This is a genomic window from Paenibacillus marchantiae (assembly GCF_028771845.1).
GTDB classification, from domain to species: Bacteria; Bacillota; Bacilli; order Paenibacillales; family Paenibacillaceae; genus Paenibacillus; species Paenibacillus marchantiae.
This window is the reverse complement of sequence record NZ_CP118270.1, coordinates 4,072,192-4,097,778: the sequence shown is the minus strand read 5'-3', so window position 1 is coordinate 4,097,778 and position 25,587 is coordinate 4,072,192. Positions and strand designations below refer to the sequence as shown.

Below are 25,587 nucleotides of genomic sequence, written 5' to 3'. Positions count from 1 at the left end.
AAGTGTTCTCCATCCTAGCGAAAAGTAAAACCTAAATCAGAGGAACCGGTTCCAACACGCTCAAAAAAATAATTCCATATAGCTTTTTCGCCTGCCACCGTGTTCCCATATCCTTAATGGATATTCGGAGTGGAACCGGTTCGATGGAATTATCATAAAGGATTCATTTATATCTTGTCAACGCTTTCTCGTGGAATAATCTCCACATCAAGAATCGTGCACTGCTCCACCGGATCGCCTTGTACCAGACGAATAATGTGCTGGGCTGCCACTTGACCTGCCTCAAAATAATGATATTTTACTGTCGTTAGTGTAGGATGAATCATCTCGGTAATTTCATAACCACCAAATCCGGTAACCGATAAATCCTGCGGGATTTGTATCTTATTGGAAAAAGCAATCTTCATCACACCCAGTGCGATGTTATCTGTTGCGCCCACAATAATCGTCGGTTTGCTTTTTTTCAAAATCGCTTCTGCGGTAATGATCGCCTCGGACATTTTAAAGCTTGTCTCGTAATATGTCACATCACATCCACCGCATTCGTCGATCGCACGCTTGAACCCCTGTTTGCGATGGATACCCACTGCCTGATCTCTCTCGGTAACACCAATATAGACGATTTTCCGATGGCCCTTTTCCACAACATGTTTACCCATCTCATACCCCGCCTGATCATCATTATGAACCAGACTGTGTAACTGTTCATGCTGCTGCCCTACCAATAGCACCGGAATTCCGATGTCTTCAACAGCTTTGAGATGTGCATCGGTCACTTCTGCGGCAAGCAGAATAATGCCGGATACCTTCTGTCTGGCAAAGTCATATATGGCATCAATCTCGCGCTGCATATCCTGGCTCGTATTCGCGATTAGCATCTGATACTGATTATTTCTTAATTCTTCATCGATGCCGATCAATGTCTGAGAGGTTGCAAAGGAATCCAGACGAGGAACAACCGTTCCAATAATACTGGTTTTTTTGGCTTTAAGACTCTGTGCGAACGTATTGGGAACGTAATTGTATTGTTTAATAATGCGCTCAATTTTCTGCCGTGTATCGTCACTAACAGAACCACCATTCAGGAAACGAGAGACGGTGCTCTTCGCCACGCCTGCCATTTGGGCGATATCCGAAATCGTTTTATTCATAACATCTCCTCTTATTCTCATTCGCTTGAATTCACTTATATTACCTTATATTATACTTCGAATGGCAAACCCTTGCGAATACTATTCCCATGGAGATATTAGTAAATCTCCGCAACTCTGAACGTGCATGTGCAATGCGTCACGGTAAAGCGTTATTGATGCATGGCATTAATTCAGCTTCTTGCAGACAATGAACATGAGATGCTAGTATAACTTCAATTCATAACGTGCATCATGAAATACAGAACCGAATATCATTATTCATACAGGCTATGACGGAAAGAGTACGCGGAGTTATCGTTCATTACAGGGACGTGGTGCCGAAGACTGAGAGCACCCGAAAGGAACATGCCGCCGAAGTTCACTCCCGAGCCGATTGCTGAAGAGCTGCTCCTCATGGATATAGCTTCTAGGACAATCCGTTCCTTGCGTTAAAAGGTCAAAGTGAGAAACAGATCGGCTGTATTCAATCAGCAGGACCGTTTCTAATTAGGGTGGTACCACGGCTTCTTCGTCCCTTACGGATGAAGGGCCTTTTTGTGTTTTTTCATAAATTTAAATTGAAGGAGTGGATCAGCATGGATCAAAGCATGAACTTGGAACAATTAAGAGGCCGATTGAGTGAGATTAATCATAACCTCCTGCACTTGTTGTCAGAACGGGCCCAAATTACACAGGAAATTGGTCAAATCAAGGAAAAACAGGGTGTACCCAAATTTGATCCGGTTCGCGAAAAAGAAATGCTGGAGGAACTGACTGCTGCCAATCCTGGGCCTTTCCAAGACGATGCCATCAAACTTCTGTTCAAACAGATTTTCCAGGCTTCCCTGAACCTTCAGGTCGACGAACACAAGAAACAGCTGATCGTTAGCCGCAAAAATCAGCAGGAAGATACTGTCGTCTCCATCGGAAACGTCAAGGTTGGCGCAGGCAAACCCATTATGATCGCTGGCCCATGCTCGGTTGAAAGTTATGAGCAGGTACGCGAGGTCGCAGCAGCGCTGAAAGCGGCCGGCATTACCGTAATGCGCGGAGGTGCATTTAAACCTCGTACTTCTCCATATGACTTCCAGGGACTCGGAATCGAAGGATTGAAAATTCTGAAGGAAGTTGCCGACGAGTTCGGACTGAAGACAATTAGTGAGATTGTGCATCCAAGTCATATTGAATTGGCTGGCCAGTATATTGATGTCATCCAGATCGGTGCCCGTAACATGCAAAACTTTGAACTGCTCAAGGCTGCCGGGGATGTTAAGATTCCTATTCTGCTGAAACGTGGTTTGGCGGCAACCATTGATGAATTCGTTCATGCTGCGGAGTACGTTGTCTCCCGCGGGAACAAACAAGTTATGCTGATTGAACGCGGCATTCGCACCTATGAAAAAGCAACACGAAACACACTAGACATCTCTGCCGTGCCGATTCTGAAACAGGAAACCCATCTGCCTGTGCTTGTGGACGTCACCCACTCTACAGGGCGCAAAGATATCCTTGCCCCTTGTGCCAAGGCAGCACTTGCTGCGGGTGCAGATGGCGTTATGGTTGAGGTTCATCCGAATCCGGCCGTAGCCCTCTCGGATAGCGCGCAGCAATTAAATATCGAGCAGTTCCACCAATTCCTCTCCTCTGTGAGACAATCTGGATTGCTGAAGGATCAATAGGTTAGTTAACAATAAAAGCCTGACTGAAATGTGTGGTTCATACGAAAAACGGTATGATCCTACATTTCTCAGGCTTTTGACTATCTTAATCTTAATTTTAATCCACATCTTAATCTCTATACATCGGCTCTGCTCCACTTTCTCAAACCTCAATAATAATGGGCAGAATCATTGGTCTTCGTTTTGTCTGGGCGTAGATGTAATGACCGATCTCGTCTTTCAGCTTTCTTTTGATCACATTCCACTGATTCGCTCCGCTTCCGGTTAACTCATCCATCTTGTTCTGAACCAGCTCATGAATCTCTTTCATGAACTCCTCAGAATCCTTCACAAACACAAAACCTCTGGAAATAATCTCAGGCGCTGTCACCATATGTTTCTCCGTTTTGCTCAGCGTAGTCACAATCACCAGCATTCCATCGGATGACAGTTGCCGGCGATCACGCAGCACGATATTCCCGACGTCGCCCATGATCAGACCGTCGACCAGACTGTTGCCTGAAGCAATTTTGGGACCAGGAGATGCCACGCTGTCTTTGTACTGAATCATATCCCCATTGTTCACGATGAATACATGATCCCGTTCGATCCCCACGGACTCCGCCAGTTGTCTATGCTGATACAGCATGCGGAACTCACCGTGAACTGGAATTAGATAATCAGGCTTCATCAGGGTCAGCATCAGTTTGAGTTCTTCCTGGCTGCCGTGTCCTGATACATGCATGCCTGCTGCTCCGCTTGAACCGTAAATGACGCGTGCTCCGAGCACATACAGATTATCAATGACATGCGCAAGATTGCGTTCGTTCCCCGGGATCGCCCCAGCGGCAATAATGACGGTATCTCCAGGTGCAATCTTCACATGAGGATGTTTGGAGGCCGCCAAACGGGATAAAGCAGCCATCGTTTCACCCTGACTTCCCGTACAGAGCACAACGACCTCATCAGGTGGAAACTGGTCCGAATCAATGGCCTCAATGAGCAGCCCCTCTGGTACATCCAGGTATCCCAGTTCACTAGCTACGGACACTACATTAAGCATGCTTCTACCCAGCAGAGCCAGCTTGCGCCCCGTCTCGAACGCTGCATTTACAATCTGTTGAACCCTGCTTACGTTGGACGCAAAGGTAGAAATAAACACTTTTTGTTTGGCACGAATAAACGCGTCCAATATGTGGTCACCTACGACACGCTCGGAAGGGGTGAACCCCGGTCTCTCTGCATTGGTGCTCTCGGACAACAGCACGTGTACACCTTGTTTGCCAATCTCGGCCATACGGTGCAGATCGGGATACGGCCCATTTACAGGTGACATATCAAACTTGAAATCCCCGGTATGGACGACATTTCCTCCAGGTGTTTGAAAGAAAATACCCAGGCAATCCGGTATGCTGTGACTGGTCGCAAAAAAAGAAATCTGAATTCCACCCAGCGTAATGCTGGATTTGGAATCAACCGTATGCAGATCTGCTTTGCGCAGCAGCCCATGCTCTTTCAGTTTCAGTTCAATTAATCCTCGTGTCAGTCTGGATGCATACACCGGGATATTGATTTGTTTTAACAAATAGGGAATGCCGCCAATGTGGTCTTCATGTCCATGGGTAACCACAAGCGCCCTTACCTTGTCCTGATTTTCCAGCAGATACGTCACATCCGGAATGATGAGATCAATGCCCGGTAGGGTTTCATCCGGGAATTTGGAGCCACAGTCGATGACAATGATGTCCTGATTATATTGGATCAGATACATGTTCTTACCTATTTCATTCAAGCCGCCAAGTGCCGCGATATACAATTTGTTGTGGGCGAGATTCAAATCGGATGCATCCTCCTCTACGTTGCAGTACTAGCATTGAAGCTTTGCATTTTTCTATGTATTTTTAGTATGGAAATTCTGACCGCAGTTATGCATTTCGCAGCTGTTTCCATGCAAAAAAGCCACAGTGGAAAACTTCTCCACCGTGGCCTGCATCATCCTATACGAAAGATTTATCTCGTTGAAGTAAAACTTCCTGCTCATAGGTTTTGATCTCAGCAATCCACTGTTCACGTACAGGTACTTGCTGCTGGGCGCAATAATAATCCCAGATCGCGCCGAAAGGATAGGACTTAAACTCTTCTGTCAAAGCAAGACGAAGGGTGTAATCCCCTTCCAGCTCCGCTGATTTCAGAGCATCCACAGGTTCCAACATCGCACGTAGCAATGCTTTAATGGTGTTGCGTGTGCCAACTACCCACGCAGCAACTCGATTGATGCTTCCATCAAAGAAATCGAGTCCGATATGTGTCGTTGGAAGCAGATCATGACGTACCAATTCGCGAGCAATTTCCAGCAGCTCATCATCCATAATGACAACATGGTCACTGTCCCAACGCATTGGACGGCTGACATGCAGCAGAATGCCGTTGGTAAACAGGGCCAGTGAAGATAGTTTGTTAGAAATAACTTCCGTTGGATGAAAATGTCCGGCATCAAGGCAGATTAACGTATCATTTTGCAGTCCATAGCCCATATAGAATTCATGAGAACCAACGACATACGCTTCTGAGCCGAGGCCAAACAGCTTACTCTCGACCGCATCCAGATGATACTTGGGATCAAGCTTCTCGGCAAATACCTCATCTAGTGAATCCTTCAGCCGCTTCCGCGGTGTCATGCGATCGACCGGATTATCCTTGAACCCGTCCGGCACCCATACATTGGTTACACAAGTCTGGCCCAGCTGCTCGCCAAAGTAAGCGCCAATGCGGCGGGATGCTTTGCAGTGATCAATCCAGAACTTGCGAATCGCCGGATCGGAATGACTTAGCGTGAAACCGTCACTTGATTTTTCATGTGAAAAACAGGTTGGATTGAAATCCAGACCGAGCCCTTGTTCTTTGGCCCATTTTACCCAGTTCTCATAATGCTTCGGCTCAATCCGATCCAGCTCTACTTGTTCGTCCGTATCCGCATAGATCGCGTGTAAATTGACCTTATGTTTGCCGGGAATCATGGAGAAGGCTTGCTCCAGGTCTGCCCGAAGCTCTGCGGGTGTCGTTGCAGCCCCCGGATATTGACCTGTAACGGATATTCCACCCGTAAGTTCCCCATCTTTATTCAGAAAACCTTTTACATCGTCCCCTTGCCAACAGTGAACAGACACTTTGATCTCCGCGAGCTTCTTCAGCACTTCATCCGTATCAATTCCATGCTGAGCATATAATGATTTGGCTGCTTCATATGCTTGCTTGACCTGATTTTCCATGTGCGAGAACCCTCCTTATTATCGTGTAAATGCTGCTGGTACACCGCCATCAATCGTCATCATGCAACCGGTTGTTTTTTCTGATTTGGAAGAGGCAAAAAAGGCGATGCCTTCCGCAATATCTCTCGGATAAATATTGACGAGCAAAGTTGTACGTTTGCGATAGTACTCTTCCAGTTGATCTGGTTCGATACCATAGGCTGCTGCACGTTCATTTCTCCATGAACCGTTCCAGATCGCTGAACCTTGCAGGATGGCATCCGGGAGAATCGTATTTACACGAATACCGTATTCCCCACCTTCCGCCGCGATGCAGCGGGCCAAATGAGCCTCAAGTGCTTTGGCCGAGCTGTAAGCTGAGGCGCTTTTACCCGCATAGACTGAGTTTTTGGACCCGATAAATACCATACTGCCGCCAATCCCCTGTTGTTTCATCAACTTGAAAGCTTCACGTGCCACGAGGAAGTACCCAGTACCCAGCACATTCATGTTCAAGTTCCATTCTTTTAACGATGTTTCGTCAAACGGACTAGAGGTGGCCAGGCCTGCATTGTTCACGATAATATCCAAGCCGCCATATTGTACAGCAACTTCGGCATACGCAGATTGCACGGCTTCCTCATCCGTTACATCCATCTTCAATGCATATGCTCGATTGGCACCATATTGGTCGTTAATTTCCTGAGCTACCTTCTGTGCTCCTTCAAGGTTGAGGTCCGCGAGAACGACATGTGCCCCTTCAGATACCAATCTGCGTGCGGTTTCACTTCCAATTCCACCGGCACCCCCGGTAATAAACGCCACTTTGCGGGAAAACTCAGTCTCCGCCGGAGCCAGCGATAATTTGTAAAGCTCAAGCGGCCAGTACTCCACATTGTAGGATTCATTGTCGCTGAGGGATACGAATTGGCCCAGACTTGTCGCACCCCGCATCACGGCAATGGCTCTATGATACAATGCCCCGCTCACCTGGGACAGTGCCCAGCTCTTGCCTGTGTTGATCATGCCCACACCTGGGATAAGAATGACGCGAGGTGCAGCTTCGAACATCACGTCACCATCATTTTTGTTGCTCTCAAAATAGTGTTGATATTGTTCTTTGTAGGCGGCTACGCCTTCCACCAGTTTGGATTTCAGCCCTTCAATATCCTCCGCGTCCGGTGTCCAATCGATGAATAGAGGTACCACTTTGGTGTGCACCAAATGATCCGGGCACGCCGCGCCTACCTGTGACAGCTTCGGCGAATCCACTCCTCCAACGAAGGCAAGCACATCCTCCTGATCGTCAAAGGACAAAATCATTTTTTTGCTATCCGATACCGCTCCCCGAATGGTCGGCATTACTTTGGATACGATCTGGCGACGCACTTCTGCCTCAAACGCAGGATGCTTCTCTCCGCCAAACAGGCTTCCTTCGTCAACACGTGCTTCAATGAAGGCTTCCGCTTCATTAATAATTTTGATCGTCTGGGCGTAACATTCTTCCGATGTTTCTCCCCAAGTCACAAGTCCATGCTTCTCCATCAGAACCAGTTCGGCATTGGGATTCGAGAATACGCTTTCAGCAATCATCTTGGATAGTGTGAATCCTGGACGCACATAAGGAACCCATACAAATCGATCCCCGTAAATCTCTTTCGCTAGTTCTTTTCCGTTATCTGCACAACACAGACTAATAATCGCATCTGGATGGGTATGGTCCACATGTTTATATGGAAGGAATGCATGCAGCAACGTCTCAATGGATGCACGCGGGTGTTTGGAATCGATCATGCAATGACCCAGGTATTCGACCATCTCTTCATCCGACATGGATTCCCGTTCAATTAATGGACGAATATCTTCGAGTCCAAGGCCTGTAAAATGCTTCGCCTGCATAGAAGCCAGATCAGATCCGCTGCCTTTTACATACATCACTTCTATATCACAGCCGCGAAAATCTTTCACCGTCGTTTTGGTAGACGTATTGCCTCCGAAAATGTTACATACACGGCGATCTGACCCAATCAGATTGGATCGGTAGACCAGTTGCTCCAGTCCGGTTGTTTTCTCCGAAGCCTGTGATGAATTCCATAAACTCTGTACCATTTGTTCCCCTCCGATAATGTTTGTTTTATTCCTAATCAGAGTTTATCATCTTTGTTTTGTTTTGAAAACAAAAGATTTTAAATATAAACGGAAAAATTCAAAAGAGTTTCTGTTTTGATGATTTTTTTTTCAATAAAAAACACCCTGACGTGTTGGTCAGAGTGTTTGGAAGAGATTTTCTTGCACAGAACATGCTCAATGCTTCTCGTTGAGTAGATGAATCTTTTTAGAAAAGCTAGACCCTATAGACCCTAGTAGATCCCTGCTTTTTTTGAAGTATTTTTGATTCCGTAAGTGTCGTTTACAACCGTGTTTCCAAAGGATGTCAAACTTCCGTTAGGACCCGTAGCTAAGTCCAAATAGTTCAAATCAGAGCTGTTGCCATACCAGGACCATGCGAGCCAGCCTACCCCTTTTTCCTGACCATATTTCATGATCGCATATTCATCGACATCTCCGTTCGTGTGATATCCACCGAATTCACCGATGATCAGGGCCAGACCTTTGTTTAATACGCTTTCCATGTTGGCTTTTACGGTTGCCGCGTCTTTACCGGCATATTCATACATGTGAATCGAAAACACAGTATTTTTCTGTGTATCTGCTGCAAATACACTTTGTCCATAATCCACGATGGATTGCGGGTACTGCCCCCAGCCCGCTGCATCCACGATCAACGTATTGTTAATCCCGGCATTTCTCAGCTTCGGAATTGCTTTTTTGTATCCATCAGCCCAAGCACTACCGTTCCATGTTCCATACCATTCGTTCGCGATATTTACGATAACTCTGTCTTCTTTGCCAATGAGTGCTTCCTTGATGCTAATCCAGTAATTCACTGCTGCATCCAACGAATTATAGTCATCCTTACCTGTTGCATCATGTACTTCAAGCACCGCAATCATTTTGTTTGCGCTTACAACATTAATGATGTTTTTAACGGAGTTCAGATCGTCTTTGGTGTACTGCACGCCATTGGAGAGCACAATCCGTACGGTGTTGGCACCTGTTTTGGCAATTGCAGGAATAGCCGTGTTCAGGTCGTTCTTAAACCATGAATGTCCATGATTGACACCTCTCATAACAAATGCCTTGCCAGTGGAATCGTACAATTTGCCTCCGCTTACATAAAATCCTGTAGCAGCAGACGCTTTGGGTGCAGCACTCCCCAGAATCACCAACATAAGTGCAGCTATTACGGTAAAGACTGTACACTTTTGCAACTTGACCATTCGCTAGAACCTCCTACATTTTTTTATTTATTTCAATTAACCCTGCTCAAGGCAATAAGTTAACTAAAATCAAGAGTATCCCATAATTTTATAAAGTTATTATTTATAAATAAATAACTTTATGTAAGATACATAATTTAATTTTATTTACTTAATCGTTAAGGTTATGGACATATAATAAAACGAAAACGCTTACCGGTCAAGTTATTTTTACCATGATAAGGAATTTATTTTGTACTCGCTACCTCCCCATCAACACTCCCTATTTGGCTATCGACCCCCTAAACACTTCAAATCGTTTTCAAAACAAAGAGAGCACCTCGTTCACCCCTAAAAGAAGTGAATAGGTACTCTCTGTTTCATATCCATGGTCAATGGATATCATCTACGCCGGGCAAAGTCCACAAATCTGAACTTGTCCGGGCGATGCCTTGCCTCTGTGAACTGGAATTGACTTGCATCCTCCAGGTAAACCTGACTTCTAACCACAACTACATTGTGGAATCCTTCGAGATCAAGCAATTCCCTATCCTCAGCAGTGGGCTCCTCCACCAATATTTCCTTTTTGGCAAAAGAGATGGTCAGCCCGAGCTCTTCCTCAATGTACTCGAAGATGGAGTCATTACATATTTCCTTGCTCAAACCGGGAATAAGCCTCTGGCTTATATGGTCCTTGTCGAGAATGACATGTTCGCCATCCACTTGCCGTACACGTCTGATCTCCCAGACCTTTTCATTCAGGCCAAAATTGATTTTCTTGAACAAGGCCTGATCAACCTTTTTTTCTTCAAAAACCTTAACGTACGTTTTGGCCCGATGTCCCATTTTTTTAGCCAGTTCCTTGAAGCTGACGAGGCCCGAAATAGGAAAATCAATTTTACGTATATCCAATACAATGGAGCCCTTACCTTGAATTTTCTGAATATAACCTTCTTCAGACAGCATTTTAAGCGCTTTGCGAATTGTCTCTCTAGACGTTTGATAACTTTCCGATAAATCAAGTTCCGAGGGAAGCAGCGTACCTGCTTCAATTTCTCCAGTCCGAATACGAGCTGCAATATCTTCATAGATTCGGATAAATTTATTATTCATCATTCATCACCACTGTCCATTACCCTTTTTTATATCATATTGGCAACCTATTATAACATTAAAAGTCGAATAACGGATAATGTAGCTACTGAGGATGATGAAATGATAAATTTCCATGTGATTCAATCCTAGTTTTTTTACTCCAATTTTGACATGTTAGCCTTACCTTCTATATCAATACTCGTTCCTTTATCATCCATAGTTCGGTTCTCTTCCTCCATAGTTTGACCTTCTTCTATAATACGGATCAGTTTGTTCAGTCGGAAGATCAGGGCTGCGGCTTCAGATCTGCTCAGATGCTGCATGGGTCGGAAACTGCCGTCTTCGTACCCGGTAAGCATGTACATTCCAGCAAGCTCTTCAACCTCTTCTTTGGCCCATTCGGACACATCCATCTGATCCGTAAAAGCACGACGTGAAGTTGCGGATTCCGGCTTAATTTTGCGAATAACATTCGCAATGATCTTCGATGCCTGTTCCCGGGTTACCAGCTCATATGGAGCAAATTTACCATTACCCATGCCATGTACCATACCAAGACTTACGGCTGCTTCGATCTCAGGAGCAAACCAATCCTGATCGTTCACATCCCGAAAAGCATGCTGATAATCGGCAGATGTATCCAGACCCATTAATCGCACAATAAGTGCTGTGAACTCAGCTCTTGTAATGGGACGACGGGGTTCGAAGCGGGTTTCACTCACACCTTGAATGATGTTTTGCTCTGCCAGCCATATAATCTGATCTTTATTGAATGTTTGACCAATATCAATGAACTTAACCTCTTTCTTGGCTGTTGTTTCCGCTTTGTCATTTTGCTCAGGTTGAGACACTCCGGACGACTGAACATCCTCCGGTTTAGAGGAAGGTGTAGGTGAACCAGCTCCACTTCCGCTTGGAAGTGGATATGGCAGAGTCACGGCAGTGGCCTGCTGGCTTTCACTTTTTTCCCCGGCTGAATTTTCAGTCCACAATATGACATCATAGCGCTGTCCGCCCGTTAGTCCTGTCCAGATGTAGCTTCGATCTTTTCCACGATAGATCTCCCGCCCACTACTAGAAAGCACGATCGTTTCATTAAAAGATTCCAATTTCCAGCTCAATGCAATGCTGCTTGTGCTCTGGGAGTTCGCTGAAACGGTGAATTCTTCTGAAGGCAATGTCTCGAACTCGGGTACATCGACTGTCTTTCCGTCTCCCGCCTCATTGAAAGGCACAATAGAAAAGTCGGAATAGACCTGGGCACTTTTCAATTCAGTTATATGTATCGATGTTTCCATTGTTGTTGCAATCAGCTCGTCTTCCTGATAGATGCGATAGCCTGCTGCACCAGGAATCATATCCCATATAATATCTGCACCATGCTGAGCGCGTTCTTTCACTTGAGGTGGAGAAGGAATTTTGCCTGGCAGCGTTACTGCTGTTAGATTGAATCCGCTCTCGCTCTTACCGGAAGCATTTACGGTTTTGATGGTATACACATAATTTACACCTGGCTCAAGCCCATGGTCTTTGTAATAAGGCTCGTCAACAGACACTCGGCCGATCTCCGCACCGTCACGTTCAATGATGAATTGCTCAACCCCCTTGACATGGCTCTTTTCGAACTGAAGTTGTATGCTCTCCTGTGTCGAACGATATTCCACTTCCTTGGGAGCTTCCGGTTTGGTCAAGAGTGTATATTCTAGCTTATGAGATGTATCTCCCCGCCCGTTCTCGGTATACAGTTCGATGTAGTAGTTCGTTCCGCCCTGCAGCTCATTTACGATATACTCTTTTTGTTTGCCTCTATACAGCTCAATACCATCCATTAGAACCACAAACGTTTCGTTTAAATAAGGGAAATCCCACTCCAGTCTGGCATGATCCGTCTCCGGATATAGCTTCATCTCAACAGAATCGACATGAGGCAGCGTGAAAAATGGAGCAACGACCATTGGAATTCCATTACCCACTGTATTATAAGGAACGATCTGTACTTGATCATATTGGGCTGCACTGACTAGCCCCTTAAGGATAATTTCAGTCAAATCACTCTCTGTAATTGTTGTAAATTCGTCATCCGCTATCATTACAATGTAACCCTCTGCACCTTGAACCTTTGTCCACTTAATCACTGCCTCCGTCTCTTCAATCACGTCTGGGTGCAGCGTTTCCGTAATTGTTGCAGGCAGCGTACGCAATTGAACATCAAATCCCGTATCGCTATCGCCGGAAGCATTCGAAGTCTTAACCGTATAAGTGTATCTCTCTCCCGGCGTCAAATTCTTGTCCTTATAAGAAATACTCTCAGCCGGAATACGGTCAATTTCAATACCATCTCGCATAATGATCAATTGTTCTGCGCCTCGTGTGGCGCTGCCACTCAGATCCAGCGTTGCCGATTGATCGGTTACCGCAGCAATACTTGCTGTTTGTGGGGATATGGGTTTGGTCAACAAAAGAACCTCAACAGGAGAAGAACGGTGACCATCCTCATTCAAAACAGTAAGTTCAAACGTATACGTTGTGCCATCCAATAAACTGGCGAGATGGACCGATGGTTCGGACACAGTCTGAACTTCCCCCGTTGTCTGATTGCGAATTTCATATGCGGCTGCTCCCTTTACTGCTTCCCACGCCAGATCAAACGTGTGCGTTCCCTTGATCACTGTAATCCCATCTGGTGATAGTGGCAGGGTTTTAGTTGTTATTCCATAGACAAAGGAAGCACCCGAACCACTTGCATTAACCGCCCGGATCTTGTACGTATATTTCGTGCCGGGCGACAAATCCTCATCTACGAATCGGGTTTCACTCGCATCCATGCGAGCAATCTCTCGCCCATTGCGTTCAATGATGTATTCGTCTGCACCCTTTACCCCTGTTTTGGTAAAATCCAGACTAAGACTGTTTTCCGACACTTCCGTTGCCTTAATCTCAACTGGCTTCTCAGGCAATGTAAGTATGGATATACCCGTCGCTTCGGATGGGGTCCCTTGTCTGTTCACTGCAACAAGTGTGTAATGATGCATCGTTCCATCCTCAAGTCCTGAAATAAAGGTCGTCAGCTCTGTTCCACGGTAAATCTCTTTGTTCCCCTGCTGAATTACATACTCCGAGGCACCTGCTACCGAATCCCATGACAAGGTGGCTTTATGTACTCCTGGTTCAACAACGATTTCTGAAGGGGCGGTCGGTTTGGATAATCGAATCAAGCTGGCGGACTGACCGACTCCAGACGTGTTCACGGCCTGTACTTCCACTAAATACTCCATACCTGGCAACAATTCTTTAGCCGTATAGGCAAGTCCCGAAGTTCGCCCCACTTCCGTCCCATTGATACTAACGATATAGGATTCGGCTGTATTTACAGATTCCCATTCCACCCCAATACTCGTTTCATCCGTACGTGTTACTTTGAGCCCTTTAGGTCTGGTTGGCAAAGTAAGCAGTTCACCGCTTGTGGGTGCACCATAACCAGCAGCATTTCCGGCCTCCACCTGATACGTATAGTGGCGGTTGCCTGATAACTGATGGACTTCAATCTGTGTATCTGAAATCTCATAACTCTGCCCCTCAAGAACGACCCGGTACTTCGTCGCGCCGGGGACTGCATCCCATCTGAGTGTTACTCCTGTTTCAGTCGGTTGAACGAAGTGAAGACCTGAAGGACTCTCGGGAAGCGTCGTTCCAGATACTCGATTGGATTGACCTTGTCCACTTCCATTGCCTGCCTGAACGTCCACCTGAACCAACGTTCCCGCAGTCAATCCCGTTAGCAGATATTCATGGGTTCCAGCAAGCAGCGTCTCCCGCTTCTCCCCATTCACAAAGACTTCGTATCGCTCCGCGCCTCTTACAGGATCCCAACTGAGATGCATGCTCGTTGTTGTAGCATTATCTATACTCAAGCTTTCAATGGCCCCCGGCAATGTCAGCAGCTTCTGCAAACTTGTTACTGGACCTTCTCCTGTCTCGTTTGCGGCCAGCAATTCATAGCTATACTCTGTTCCACTATCCAGACCTGCGTCCACATACTCCGTTTCCAATCCTTCGTAGACTCCAGCTCCACTGCGTGAAAGGCTGTAATACGTAGCTGAAGTTACCGTCTCCCATCCCAGAGAGATCTCATGCTCCCGAATCTGCACTGCCGCAAATTCACCAGGTGCTGCAGGCAATGTCAGGAATCCCACCCTGCTGCTTTCTCCCGTACCACTCTCATTCAGTGCTGTGACCGAAATCGTATGAATGCTCCCCGGGACCAGATTGGTCATGTACGGAATATTGGAAGAATCGGAGATCGTCTGGTCAAATACAATACTTCCATCCGAAGTTGCAGCCGTGATACGGTACGCAGTAGCACCTTGAACCGAATCGAAATGTACTTCTGCCAGCTCAGGCTGGGAATCGACTTTTCGAACTTGTAATGATCCCGGTGCCGCGGGGATTGTCAGTGCACGGACAGATACTGCATCACTTATGCCAGTATGGTTTCGAACTCTCACTTCGTAATCATAGACTTGCCCACCACTTAGGGAGTGATCAATGAGCGTATGTTTAGGATAATCCAGTGTCCAGGACTGGCCTGTCGTATGGTTTATGATTTCATACTGATACCCGTCGGTATACCATTCTCCTGTGGGCAGATCCCACGTAAGTTCTGCCGAAGTCTCACTGATCTGTGTAACGCTCGCATTTCCCGGCTGCTGTGGCTTGCGCTGGATCTGATAAGGTGCTGATACGGTCTCATATGTATTCCCTGCCATATCTATTGTTTTGGCATGGATATACCAAATGCCTTCGGATTCAATTGAAATTACAGGCTCATTCGAGCGGGCTTCATTCCAGTTGTCTGGCGATGCGGTACTGTTGGTCACACTGTACAATCGCGAATTCTCATTGATACCCGAATCAGAATCTTCATATTGAACGGTAGCAGATATATTAGTGTCAATCCAGCCTTGTCCATTCGGTGTAAATGTAATCGTTGGAGCAACCTGATCGACATAAGCCGTACGACTGACCTCCTTGCTAACGTTTCCGACAGCGTCTCTCGCTCTGGCTCGAATTACGTTGGGACCGTTTGAACTCACTGTACCTGAGTTTCCTACAATATACGGGGCCCCATTCAAACTATATTCATACGAAATGGCATGTTCATCTACGCTGCCAGCAATCGTAAATTGTATAGCTTCCTTGCTCCAGCCAGACTGACTTAATGTAATAACCGGCTCTGTTGGAGCAGTCTTATCCAGTCGAATGAGTGCTTTTGTAACAGTACTTACATTCCCTACCCTGTCAAGCGAGCGCGCATAAACTGTGGTTTGTCCTTCTTCGGTAACCTTCACTTCTCCAGTGTAATCGATCCAGGGGCCTTGTTCGTTTAGACGATATTGGCTTTTGGCAAGTCCACTGCCTGTATCTTCACCGCTGGTTATTTCAAAGGATACATCCTGATTCGTCCATTCATCAGCACTGAGTGTAATCTTTGGCTCATCAGGCCCTGTCTTGTCAATCCGGGCATTGGCTGAAGTTGACGCACTGACATTAGAGGCCCGATCCACACTTCGCGCCTGAATCTCGGTGATTCCTTCCGTATTGATGGTAAATGGCTCTCGATAATCGACCCAAGTTCCTTCAACTCCAAGTCTATATTGCGTAAGACCCACTCCACTTGCTTCATCCGTACCTGCCGTTAACGTCACCGTTACTGCCGAATGGGTCCACTCCGTCGGATTTAACGAGATGACGGGAGGTGTCGGAGCTGTACGGTCCACTCGTGCTGTAACAGAAGCCTCCTGTCCTGTATTGCCAAATGCATCTATGCTGCGTGCAATAATGAGTGTATTTCCTTCAGAAGCAACCGTAATGGGAGCAGTGTATTCCTTCCATTCTCCCCCAATCCCCAGCTTGTACTCAGTCTTCTGTACACCACTTAAGGCATCCGAGCCTGCTGTAATCGTAACCAGGACATCTTCCTTGGTCCAAGAAGAAGGATTGACTGCTATCGAGGGAGCAGTGGGACCGGTTGTGTCCTTTGTGATCTGACCTGCAGAGGTAAATGCAGTCTGTATGCCTTCTCCATTCAGTGCTGCTACATATACGTTATATAATCCGTCTGCAAGTCCAGTTAACGCAAGTTCAGTCCGAGTTGATGAAGTTGTACCCGATGCAAGCACTTGTCCGACGGAGTTACGTATTTCCGTTTTGTAACTCGTTCCCGCAGGATTGCCATTGTTGTTCCAACTAGCCGTAACGGAGTTACCTGACTGGCTCACAGCTGCATCGCTTGGTGCATTGGCTAGTGTAAATTTGCTAGCTGGACTTGAATACCCCGTATACGAACCCACTGTATTTTTAGCGCGCACAGCAAAAGAATATTGAGTATTCGGTGTAAGCCCGGTCACCTGCCGACTATTTGTTGTACCCGTATCAAAGGTTTGATTCGTCGTTACATTTTTCAGTTCATACGTCACGGTAGCATCATTCGCCTTTTTGTCCCAGTTGACCGTCAGATTATTATTGTTAACAGATGTAAATGACGGTGTTCCCGGAACAACGAAACTTTTCACCGTGAAGTTGACAGTACCCGCTGAGGAGACCCCTCCCTTGTCATCCATTACCCACACCTGCAACGTATGTACGCCATCTGCGAGCTTGTCTGGCAATGTGTAATTCGTGTTAAACGACTGATTGGAACCTGTAGCCGTCATCTGTGTCAACATGTTTTCGGAGCCTCCGTCGATTGACCATTTGACAGTCAGAAGATCTCCCACATCCGTATCCCGGGTTGTACCGGATATTTGAAGCTGTTCTCCTTTGTAATAGGTCTGGCCCGAAGACGGTGCCGATAGTGCAAATGAAGGCGGTGCATTTTTGGGACCAATCCCCACAATCGTCGAAAATTTGCGTGAAGCCTGGTTCGCGGTTGCTTTGCCGTCCCACCAAAACTGCGCAGCAGTATCCGTTGCGGTAACGGTCTGCCCTGGCGTAAAGGAAGATGGAGAAGAACCACCTGTCAGCTGCGCATTGTCCGGGCTATTGTACTGCCCCATGAAAATGCGATCTGCGTCCACAACGTTATACGTGTTGGCATAAAAAGCAGTTACCTGAACACCTCCACTGTAATTGCGCCAGCCGTTCTCAATCACTTCAAACGGAGAAGCATCGTTGCCATTCACCATCGTATCCCAATAGAACGTACCTCCCAGATTCAGCGTAGAGCCGCTGCGGTTAACAGCCTCCAGCTCCACCTTCATATAACCGCCCTGAGATGTGGCATTAACGATGGACACGCGCAAAATATACTCTACGTTGTCTTTCTGCCTGGACATTTCGATTACATTATTATTGATTCGATAATAATTAAGGGGCAGCGACTTAAAATTAACGGGTGTTCCGTTATGATCAATAATGGTGGATACATTCCCGGTATCGCCACCGTAGAATACGTTTGTATTAGGAAGCAACACAATTCTATATTTGCCATCACTATTCATCTCCACTTTCACCTTGGAGGATTGAACAGCCTTCATGCTGGAAGTATCGGATACAATACTGATGGTTTCCACAGCTTCAGCCATAATGGCCGTTGAACCCCATTCGACCAGCAAGGCTTGGGGTGACAGCAGAGCAAATGCAAGTACCACTTTGGTAAGCTGCTCGGCCTGTTTTTTAATACGCTTCTCAGATTTCTTCAACGTCTGCTCTCCTTTTCTGCACACAAAAAAAGGAGGCACCCCAACAAAGGAACAAAGTCCTCTGTTGGGGTGCCTCCCCTAACAAGTGTCATTTTTTCTTGATTATAACGATTCGAATAACGAAAGTAAATACTTAATAATGCTGAATATTGTCAATTACGAACGATTGATTGATTATAACGTATGGCTGAGAAACCACTTGTACAATTCCGGGTTGTCATACGTTTCGGTCCAAGCATCATGATTACCTTCAGGATATATCGTCAGCTTCACATCCGCGTTCAACGCTTCAAGCGCATGAACAATTTTCTCGGATTCCGTAACATAAACGATGTCATCCTTGGCACCATGGAATGCCCAGATCGGTATATTATGCAGTTCTTCCGCTTTGGAAGGGTCTGCTCCCCCACATACAGGAGCCAATGCAGCAAATGTATTGGGGTAAAACAGTGGCAGATCCCAAGCACCATACCCGCCCATACTCAGACCTGTAAGATACACCCGGTTCGGGTCAGCAGCTTCGTTTTCCAAAACATGTTCCAGAAGAGCCATAACAGCTTCGCGATGCATACCCCAAAATTCGTCCACAGGGCATTGCGGTGAAATCACGATAAACGGGAAACTCTTGTCCTGATCGGCAATAAGCGGAACCCCGTGTGCTTTAAGCTTTTCCAGATCATTTCCACGTTCTCCAGAACCATGAAGAAACAAAATGACAGGCCATTTCTGGTCCGCAGCAAGCGGTTCCTCCGTCTCGGGAATGTGCAGCAAATAGTCCAAAGTGACGGTTTTGGTGATTTCCTTTACCAGTCGATGCCCGGTTTGGGACATATGCTCGCCTCACTTCTCATCTCTAATTTTCAGCAACGCTTCATCCAATACTCCAACCACCTTGTCACACCATGCATCAAATTCGGGATCTTCGGTCTGCAATTCAGGATGTGCAAGAATATATTCTATGGTGCTCCGGATTCCTTGATCGGCCCTGATCGTTGCCACAAATTCTGGAACAAGCCTTTTTAGCTTACTGTTATCAAATACAACCGTATTCGCCTTGTCTCCCAGCAGACCGCCTCGAAGATCCTGATCACTGCACGCCGCCAAAAACTCGGAAGATACATGAACCGCATGAAGCTTGACACCAAGCACTCCTGCAATAATCTCATAGATCTGATTCCAGGTTACTGACTCGTCCGAGGTAATATGTACCGATTCACCAATGGCGTGAATATTGCCCATAAGGCCAATAAATCCTTTGGCAAAATCACGGTTATGCGTTATGGTCCAGAGAGATGTACCATCTCCATGAATGAGTACGGGTTTATTTTCACGTATGCGCTTGAGGACCTGCCAGCTTCCCTCTGCCCCGTGTACACCGAGAGGTACAGAACGTTCACTATACGTATGGCTTGGACGCACAATGGTTACCGGAAATCCTTCTTCACGATACTGTTTCATCAAATAGTCTTCACATGCAATTTTGTTGCGTGAATATTCCCAATACGGATTGGATAAAGGCGTACCTTCCGTGATCCGATAATCAGCAAGTGGTGTCTGGTAGGCAGATGCCGAACTGATAAATATAAACTGCTTTGTTTTGTCTTTGAACAAACGGTAATCTCTCTCCAGCTGGGAAGGTACAAACGCAATAAAGTCTGCGACAACATCGAACTCCAGGTCGGCAATCAGCTCCGCAACCCGTGCTTCATCGTTAATATCGGCTTGCAGCACTTTGATTTGCGCAGGCAAATTATCATTTTGATTACCCCGGTTGATCAAATAAAGTTCACAGCCTTGCTTGGCAAGCTGATCGGTAATTGCTGTACTGATGGTACCTGTTCCTCCAATAAATAGCGCTTTCATATTTGGCCACCTCCAGATGAAATTGATCACTAGTCCATGATATCATGCACACAAAAGAGGAGCAAAGATTCAATTGAAGAATCTTTGCTCCTGTCCACTATATGACCTTAACCGTTCCGTAAATCATGTACATGCCACAGTGAATTTCATATTCCCCAGGCTGGAGATCTTTGTCCAAGGTGTAGTAATTATCACCCTTTTGCATGTACATATCCATGCCAAGCTTACTTGATGCCACCGATTTAACGTGTGTGACCTGCCGAGTAAGAATAAAGTTGATTTTGGTAGGGACTCCGGATTTAACTTCAATAACATCAGGTTCAAAACCGTCATTGCTTACGTTAACATTAACAACTTCATATCCCTTCAAGTCCTCCGGCGTCTCGGCTTTGGCCGTTACGGCACTTCCTGAGCCTGGGGACATGTCCTTGCCCATAAAATACACCATAAAAGATCCAAGCAGCACAACTACAGTAATTCCCAGCGTAAGCCAAGGCCAGGTTTTGCTAATCCAGCTTTTCATCTCAACGCTCCTCTGTCTATGTTCCCATTCTATTGCAACTCTTCTTCAGCATACCCCATCCGGTTAAAATTGAAAATGACTCGAATGGGCCATATCGATGGGACATCACTTAGCCCAATAAATATATTCATCAAAAAAGAGCCTGAATCACTCAGGCTCTTTCAGCTATAGTTCTTGTCTTTATCATTCTATCTAATTCCACTCAGGAATATAGAGGTGTATTTCGACTTCGTCTCATCCGTAACTTATAGATCTCTGGCAGTGCTACACCAATTAGCACCACAATAACCCCGAGCCATTGCAATGGGCTCACATGCTCGTGAAGCACAATGGCTGAGAGCAGCACCGCGATTGGGAGCTCAACTGCACCAAGAATTCCGGCCATGTCGCCCCCAATATGAGGCACACCTACTGCGAACAGTACTGGTGGGATAAAAGCTCCGAAGAAGCCAAGCAACAATCCGAAGACAAGCAGCTGGCTCCAAATCAATCCGTTAAACAGGAACGTCGGCGGGAACAGGATGCACAGCAAGACCAGACCTCCGGTCACCATCCATGCACTGCGAAAAGCCGGATGTGCTGATGGAACCGCTTTACCACTGAACATTACAAACAGGGAGTAACTTACAGCCGCCATTAAGCCAAGCGCTATGCCCAAGCCGTTAAACTCTCCGAGTCCCTGTTCCAGGAAACCTGCTGCCAGCAATGTTCCGCCAAACAGGATAATCAAAGTCAGGAACGTTACTTTGTCAGGACGCTGACGTTTGCTCACGGCCTGAATCAATACGCTAATCCACGTAAATTGGAACAAAAGAATAATGGCAAGTGACGCGGGAATGTATCGTAAAGACTGATAATAGACAAGACCGGTAATCACCGTCGGCGTCCCTGCAGCCATCAATATCAAACGTTGCTTCCACGTTAATTTCTGAAATGCTTTTGCCACGGCAGCTGATGTTTTTCCATCTGCCTGTGATTTCCGTTTCATTCTAAACTTCGAGTATAATGCCAGCATCCAGGACAGGATGAAGCCCGTGATCAGCTGTGTGCCCACGACCTCTCCAAGTTTGTACCCTTCGCCGTAAGCCAGAACCACAATTGTGGATAATATGCCATAGCTCATCGCTCCTGCGAGAACGGACAGATAATATTTCATTGTAGATAAACCTCCTGATGATCGAAAAATGCGTCCGCATGTTTGATCCATGCCAAGGTCACAGACACCATCCAAATGCAAAAATCCTAACTACGAGCAAGGAATACAATGATTCCTGGCATCGTAGTTAGGAAGTATAGGCTTCCCGTAGAGACCCTCGCCCTGTGTACACTTTCGGCCTGCGAGGTTATACGAAATGAAATATGCATTTGTTGTTTGCGATTCGTGTGTGACGACTTTTCATATATTACATGGCAGGTGAGGTGGTGTCAACCCTGATTCACAATTTAAATTTTTTTAATTCAAATTAAAAACAAAAGACATACGTTATTACGTCATTTTATAGATGAAGAATCCCATGCTAACGTTTGCTGCAATCCTTCTTTGAGACCATTTAAATCCAATCCATCCACTGCAAAGGCCTCTCGGATCAAAGGAGGAGCCACAAATTCATCGTATTTACCAAGATACGGTGCTTCATCTTCTGAAAGTAACGCAGATGCGTCTTCCGCTGTTCGACATTCACTCATGATCTCGGCCAAAAGTGTGCGACCATCCACTTTGCCTGACACGACAAAATAATAAGGCTCCATAGGTACAACAGATCGCAAGGCAAGTTTGTCAGACAAATTGTGCTTCATTAAACGTTCCAGTGTGCGGAAAGACTTGCTTCCCACCCAAGGTAATACATACAAGGAATCTCCTCCAGCTGGAATGACAACCTGTTTCAGCAACCCACTTTCACGTGCAAGTCGACGGGCGCGTTCCAATCGATTTACCGCTTGCGGAGACAGATACGGATATATCACCGTGTCGGACAGTACTTCACGCATTTTCTGGACGACCGTCGTATGAATGTCCCCACCCGCACCCAGCCATAACGTATCCACTTTGCCTTTGGCCGCCTTCACATACACAGATTTATGCTTGTGATCGACCTCTTCCACTTTCCACAGTTTCCCGGCAAGAGAGAAACAGTATCCAGGAGGCGGCACGGTTGTAATCGACCCGATCTCCTCGGAACCGTTCAGCACTTTGTGCTCTTCATCATCTTTGAACACCGCATAAAAGCGATAGTTATTGACGGTTTTCTCACCCGTAAGCCCGATGATTAAAGTCCGATCTTCTGTCCATTGCAGATGATCAGTCTCAATCAGATAATTTAGAAAAATCTGATATTGATCTGCACGAATCTCCTTGAATGGTGCGAGCGAAAGCATGGCCTCAGCCAATTCTTTGGGTTCAGCCTCCCCCATGCTTTTCAGTATGCTCATCGTCTGATGATAGAGCACACCCATCGGCATCTTCCGGGCCTCAAGTGGTTCAACCCACTTGGTCTTTACATACAATTCAATAACAGCAATAGCCCGCATGAGTGTCCATGGCATCCGAGCAGGCAATTGAGCTTCCTCATCCTCTTCTTCCGGACATACAAATAGCATCTCGGAAGCCATATCCTCACGCCTGCCTGACCGTCCAAGGCGCTGAACAAAGCTCGATGCACTATAAGGTGCTCCAAGCTGCACAACTCGCTCCAGTTCACCCAGGTCAATCCCCAGTTCCAACGTTACGGTAGCCGCAGCTACTGCTGGCCTTGATCCGGTTCGTAAGGCGGCTTCGGTCTCTTCTCTCAACATGGCGGAAATGCTCCCATGATGAACATGGAATACGTCCCGCTCCTGTCTCCGTGCGGCGACACGCCGCATCTCAAGTATAGTGACTTCGGCATCCGTTCGACTATTGGTGAATATCAAAGCTTTTTTGCGATGTGTACTCTCATATATGAAGTCGTAATAGAGTTTACGTGCGTTATGCAGATGTTCCGCCTGTTCTTCATCCCGTGCATCTGGAAACGAAAAATGCTCCACCCGCAAACGCAGCTTGCGACCACCGGGGGAAGAAACCACATCCACCCCCTGATTAGTTCCAGCAGCGAGCCAGGCTGTAGCAGCATCATAATCACTTAGTGTCGCAGATAATCCCACTCTTCTCGGTTTACATCCAGCCATACGTTCAATTCGCGCCAGCTCACTCAGTACCTGAATGCCTCGATCCGCTCCCATGAATGCATGAACCTCGTCAATGATGACATATCGCAGATCATGAAATAGCGCCGGAATGGCATTGGGACGATTCATCAGCAAACCTTCGAGCGATTCAGGCGTAATCTGAAGCACACCGGATGGACTTCGCATGAGACGTGTTTTCTCTGCCTGAGGCACATCTCCATGCCAGTGCCATACCGGAATATTGCCCTCGGACAGTAGGTCCTTTAGTCGCTCGAATTGGTCATTAATCAGTGCCTTAAGCGGCCCGATGTACAAGATGCCCACGGATTTGGAGGGACGTTCATGCAGCTCGGTCAGTGCAGGAAAAAAAGCCGCCTCCGTCTTGCCGGAGGCTGTACCTGCCGCAATCAGCATATGATGTGGGGTATGAAAACAAATATTACAAGCTTCAATCTGGACTGGCCGAAGTGATTCCCATCTTTTTTTATAAATAAATTCCTGTACAAAAGGGGCCAGTCGATAGAAAGGGTTCTCACTCATAATTCAAACTCCGCCAGAAAATCATCCAAATCGTCAGCAGATGATGAAGAATCCGTTCCTTTTCCTGTTTCCTGCGGTTTGACTGCTCGCTCACCAAGCAATTGAACATAGGTCACTTCAGGATTCTGATGGAGCGTGTGCAGCACATCCATGAAGTCCCGTACCACTTCACGTGTGGTCAGTAACTCATCCGCGCCGAGCCTGTTGACCGCTGTTTGCATAAAATCAACTAAATCCTCATCCGTTAGACTAGCACTATATCCAAAATGCAGGGCATGAATCTGACGCAGCTTTTGCAACAGAATCAAAATCTCTTCATGGGACAACATCGAAAGTTTCAGGATCGGTCCGGTATAATTCGCATATTCTCTTGCCGCATAGCGGCCATCAATGAGTCTCGAACGAAGTGCTTCATAACTGAAGAGTCCGCGTCTTTCATCTTCCACAAATTGTGGTGTGCCGCCTACAAAGATACCAAGGTGTTCTGCTTTGCCCTGCATCGTATCATTGAACATGGTAAGCAGCTTCTCGTAGTTGCTTTGCCGGGATATGCTGTTTGTAATTTTGTACAGATTCACCGCTTCATCTATGAACAACAGCAGTCCTTTGTAACCGATCCGTGCCGTAAATTCGGACCATAATTTGAAGTAGTCATACCAGTTATCATCATCAATGATGACGCCGACAGCTAGCTCTTTCTTGGCTTCCGTCTTGGTTGCAAATTCGCCTCTCAACCAGCGCAGCGCCGCCTGTTTTCGGTCATCATCCGCCAATTTATAGCCGTTCCAGTATGAAGCAAGCACCTTGGCAAAATCGAATCCATGCACCAAATTCTGCATTTCGTTCGTCACCGCATAGATCTGCTTCTCGACTTCAGCAGGAAGAGCCGGATCATCCGGGCGCAAGCCCTGACTTTGCATCGCTTGCTGCTGAAGACCAGCGATCCATTTTTGCAAAATCGGTTCCAGTGCCCCGCCATCCGGACGTGTACGAGTAGACAGACGAGTCATCAGCTCACGGTATGTTGCAAGCCCCTGACCTTTGGTTCCCACCAGTCTGCGCTCAGGTGACAAGTCCGCGTCCGCCACAACAAATTCCCGATCCATCGCATAGTTACGAATCATCTGTAACAGAAAACTTTTTCCGCTTCCATACCTTCCTATAATCAGCTTAAAAGCTGCCCCGCCTTCCGCAATGTTGTCCATATCCCGCAAGATCGCGTCCACTTCAGACTTCCGACCAACAGCAATCTGCTCCAGTCCGATTCGTGGCACAACGCCCGCTGTCAACGAATTCACTAGTGCGGTAGTCAGCCGCTTCGGTATTTTAAGTTCTGCCACTG

Annotated in this window: 14 protein-coding genes; 1 reads left to right on the top strand and 13 read right to left on the bottom strand. The window is 46.6% G+C overall.

Annotation, left to right across the window (positions count from 1 at the left end):
• Positions 1–167 precede the first annotated feature (167 nt).
• The gene (locus PTQ21_RS18830) at positions 168–1,151 is read right to left on the bottom strand and encodes a LacI family DNA-binding transcriptional regulator (RefSeq protein ID WP_063563502.1); all 984 of its coding nucleotides are present in this window, start codon (positions 1,149–1,151) and stop codon (positions 168–170) included.
• Between the two features lie 578 nt (positions 1,152–1,729).
• Here PTQ21_RS18830 and PTQ21_RS18825 point away from each other — a divergent pair.
• Entirely contained in the window at positions 1,730–2,812 is a 1,083-nt protein-coding gene (locus tag PTQ21_RS18825; protein ID WP_274566688.1) for a bifunctional 3-deoxy-7-phosphoheptulonate synthase/chorismate mutase, read from the top strand.
• A gap of 142 nt (positions 2,813–2,954) precedes the next feature.
• Here the strand turns inward: PTQ21_RS18825 and PTQ21_RS18820 are convergent, their stop codons facing one another.
• The 12 genes from PTQ21_RS18820 to PTQ21_RS18765 all read right to left on the bottom strand — a co-directional run bounded on the left by PTQ21_RS18820 (position 2,955) and on the right by PTQ21_RS18765 (position 25,585).
• Complete coding sequence (locus tag PTQ21_RS18820) at positions 2,955–4,628, bottom strand: ribonuclease J (protein ID WP_090949566.1); 1,674 nt, start codon at positions 4,626–4,628, stop codon at positions 2,955–2,957.
• A 160-nt stretch (positions 4,629–4,788) separates the two neighbouring features.
• A complete protein-coding gene (rhaA, locus tag PTQ21_RS18815; protein ID WP_064638766.1) occupies positions 4,789–6,060 on the bottom strand; it encodes an L-rhamnose isomerase in 1,272 nt (423 codons plus the stop codon).
• 18 nt (positions 6,061–6,078) lie between these two features.
• Positions 6,079–8,148: a bifunctional aldolase/short-chain dehydrogenase gene (locus PTQ21_RS18810; protein WP_274566683.1), complete on the bottom strand. Its 2,070-nt coding sequence runs from the start codon at positions 8,146–8,148 to the stop codon at positions 6,079–6,081.
• Between the two features lie 251 nt (positions 8,149–8,399).
• Positions 8,400–9,332 (bottom strand): glycoside hydrolase family 5 protein, encoded by a 933-nt coding sequence (locus PTQ21_RS18805; RefSeq protein WP_371121417.1) that lies wholly within the window; start codon positions 9,330–9,332, stop codon positions 8,400–8,402.
• Between the two features lie 429 nt (positions 9,333–9,761).
• Entirely contained in the window at positions 9,762–10,472 is a 711-nt protein-coding gene (treR, locus tag PTQ21_RS18800; protein ID WP_079694432.1) for a trehalose operon repressor, read from the bottom strand.
• A 137-nt stretch (positions 10,473–10,609) separates the two neighbouring features.
• Entirely contained in the window at positions 10,610–18,154 is a 7,545-nt protein-coding gene (locus PTQ21_RS18795) for a fibronectin type III domain-containing protein (RefSeq protein ID WP_274566681.1), read from the bottom strand.
• A gap of 174 nt (positions 18,155–18,328) precedes the next feature.
• A complete protein-coding gene (locus tag PTQ21_RS18790) occupies positions 18,329–18,985 on the bottom strand; it encodes a carboxylesterase family protein (protein ID WP_063563494.1) in 657 nt (218 codons plus the stop codon).
• Positions 18,986–18,994: 9 nt separating this feature from the next.
• Positions 18,995–20,017, bottom strand: a complete 1,023-nt coding sequence (locus PTQ21_RS18785; RefSeq protein WP_064638770.1) for an SDR family oxidoreductase — start codon at positions 20,015–20,017, stop codon at positions 18,995–18,997.
• Positions 20,018–20,114: 97 nt separating this feature from the next.
• Positions 20,115–20,540: a cupredoxin domain-containing protein gene (locus PTQ21_RS18780; RefSeq protein ID WP_063563492.1), complete on the bottom strand. Its 426-nt coding sequence runs from the start codon at positions 20,538–20,540 to the stop codon at positions 20,115–20,117.
• A 202-nt stretch (positions 20,541–20,742) separates the two neighbouring features.
• A complete protein-coding gene (locus PTQ21_RS18775) occupies positions 20,743–21,696 on the bottom strand; it encodes an EamA family transporter (RefSeq protein WP_274566678.1) in 954 nt (317 codons plus the stop codon).
• 335 nt (positions 21,697–22,031) lie between these two features.
• On the bottom strand, positions 22,032–24,245 hold the full coding sequence (locus PTQ21_RS18770) for a DEAD/DEAH box helicase (protein WP_274566677.1): 2,214 nt from the start codon (positions 24,243–24,245) through the stop codon (positions 22,032–22,034).
• Positions 24,242–25,585 carry an ATP-binding protein gene (locus PTQ21_RS18765; protein WP_274566676.1) on the bottom strand — a complete coding sequence of 448 codons (1,344 nt, stop codon included), beginning with the start codon at positions 25,583–25,585 and terminating at the stop codon, positions 24,242–24,244. The genes PTQ21_RS18770 and PTQ21_RS18765 overlap by 4 nt, the downstream gene beginning before the upstream one ends.
• Positions 25,586–25,587 lie beyond the last annotated feature (2 nt).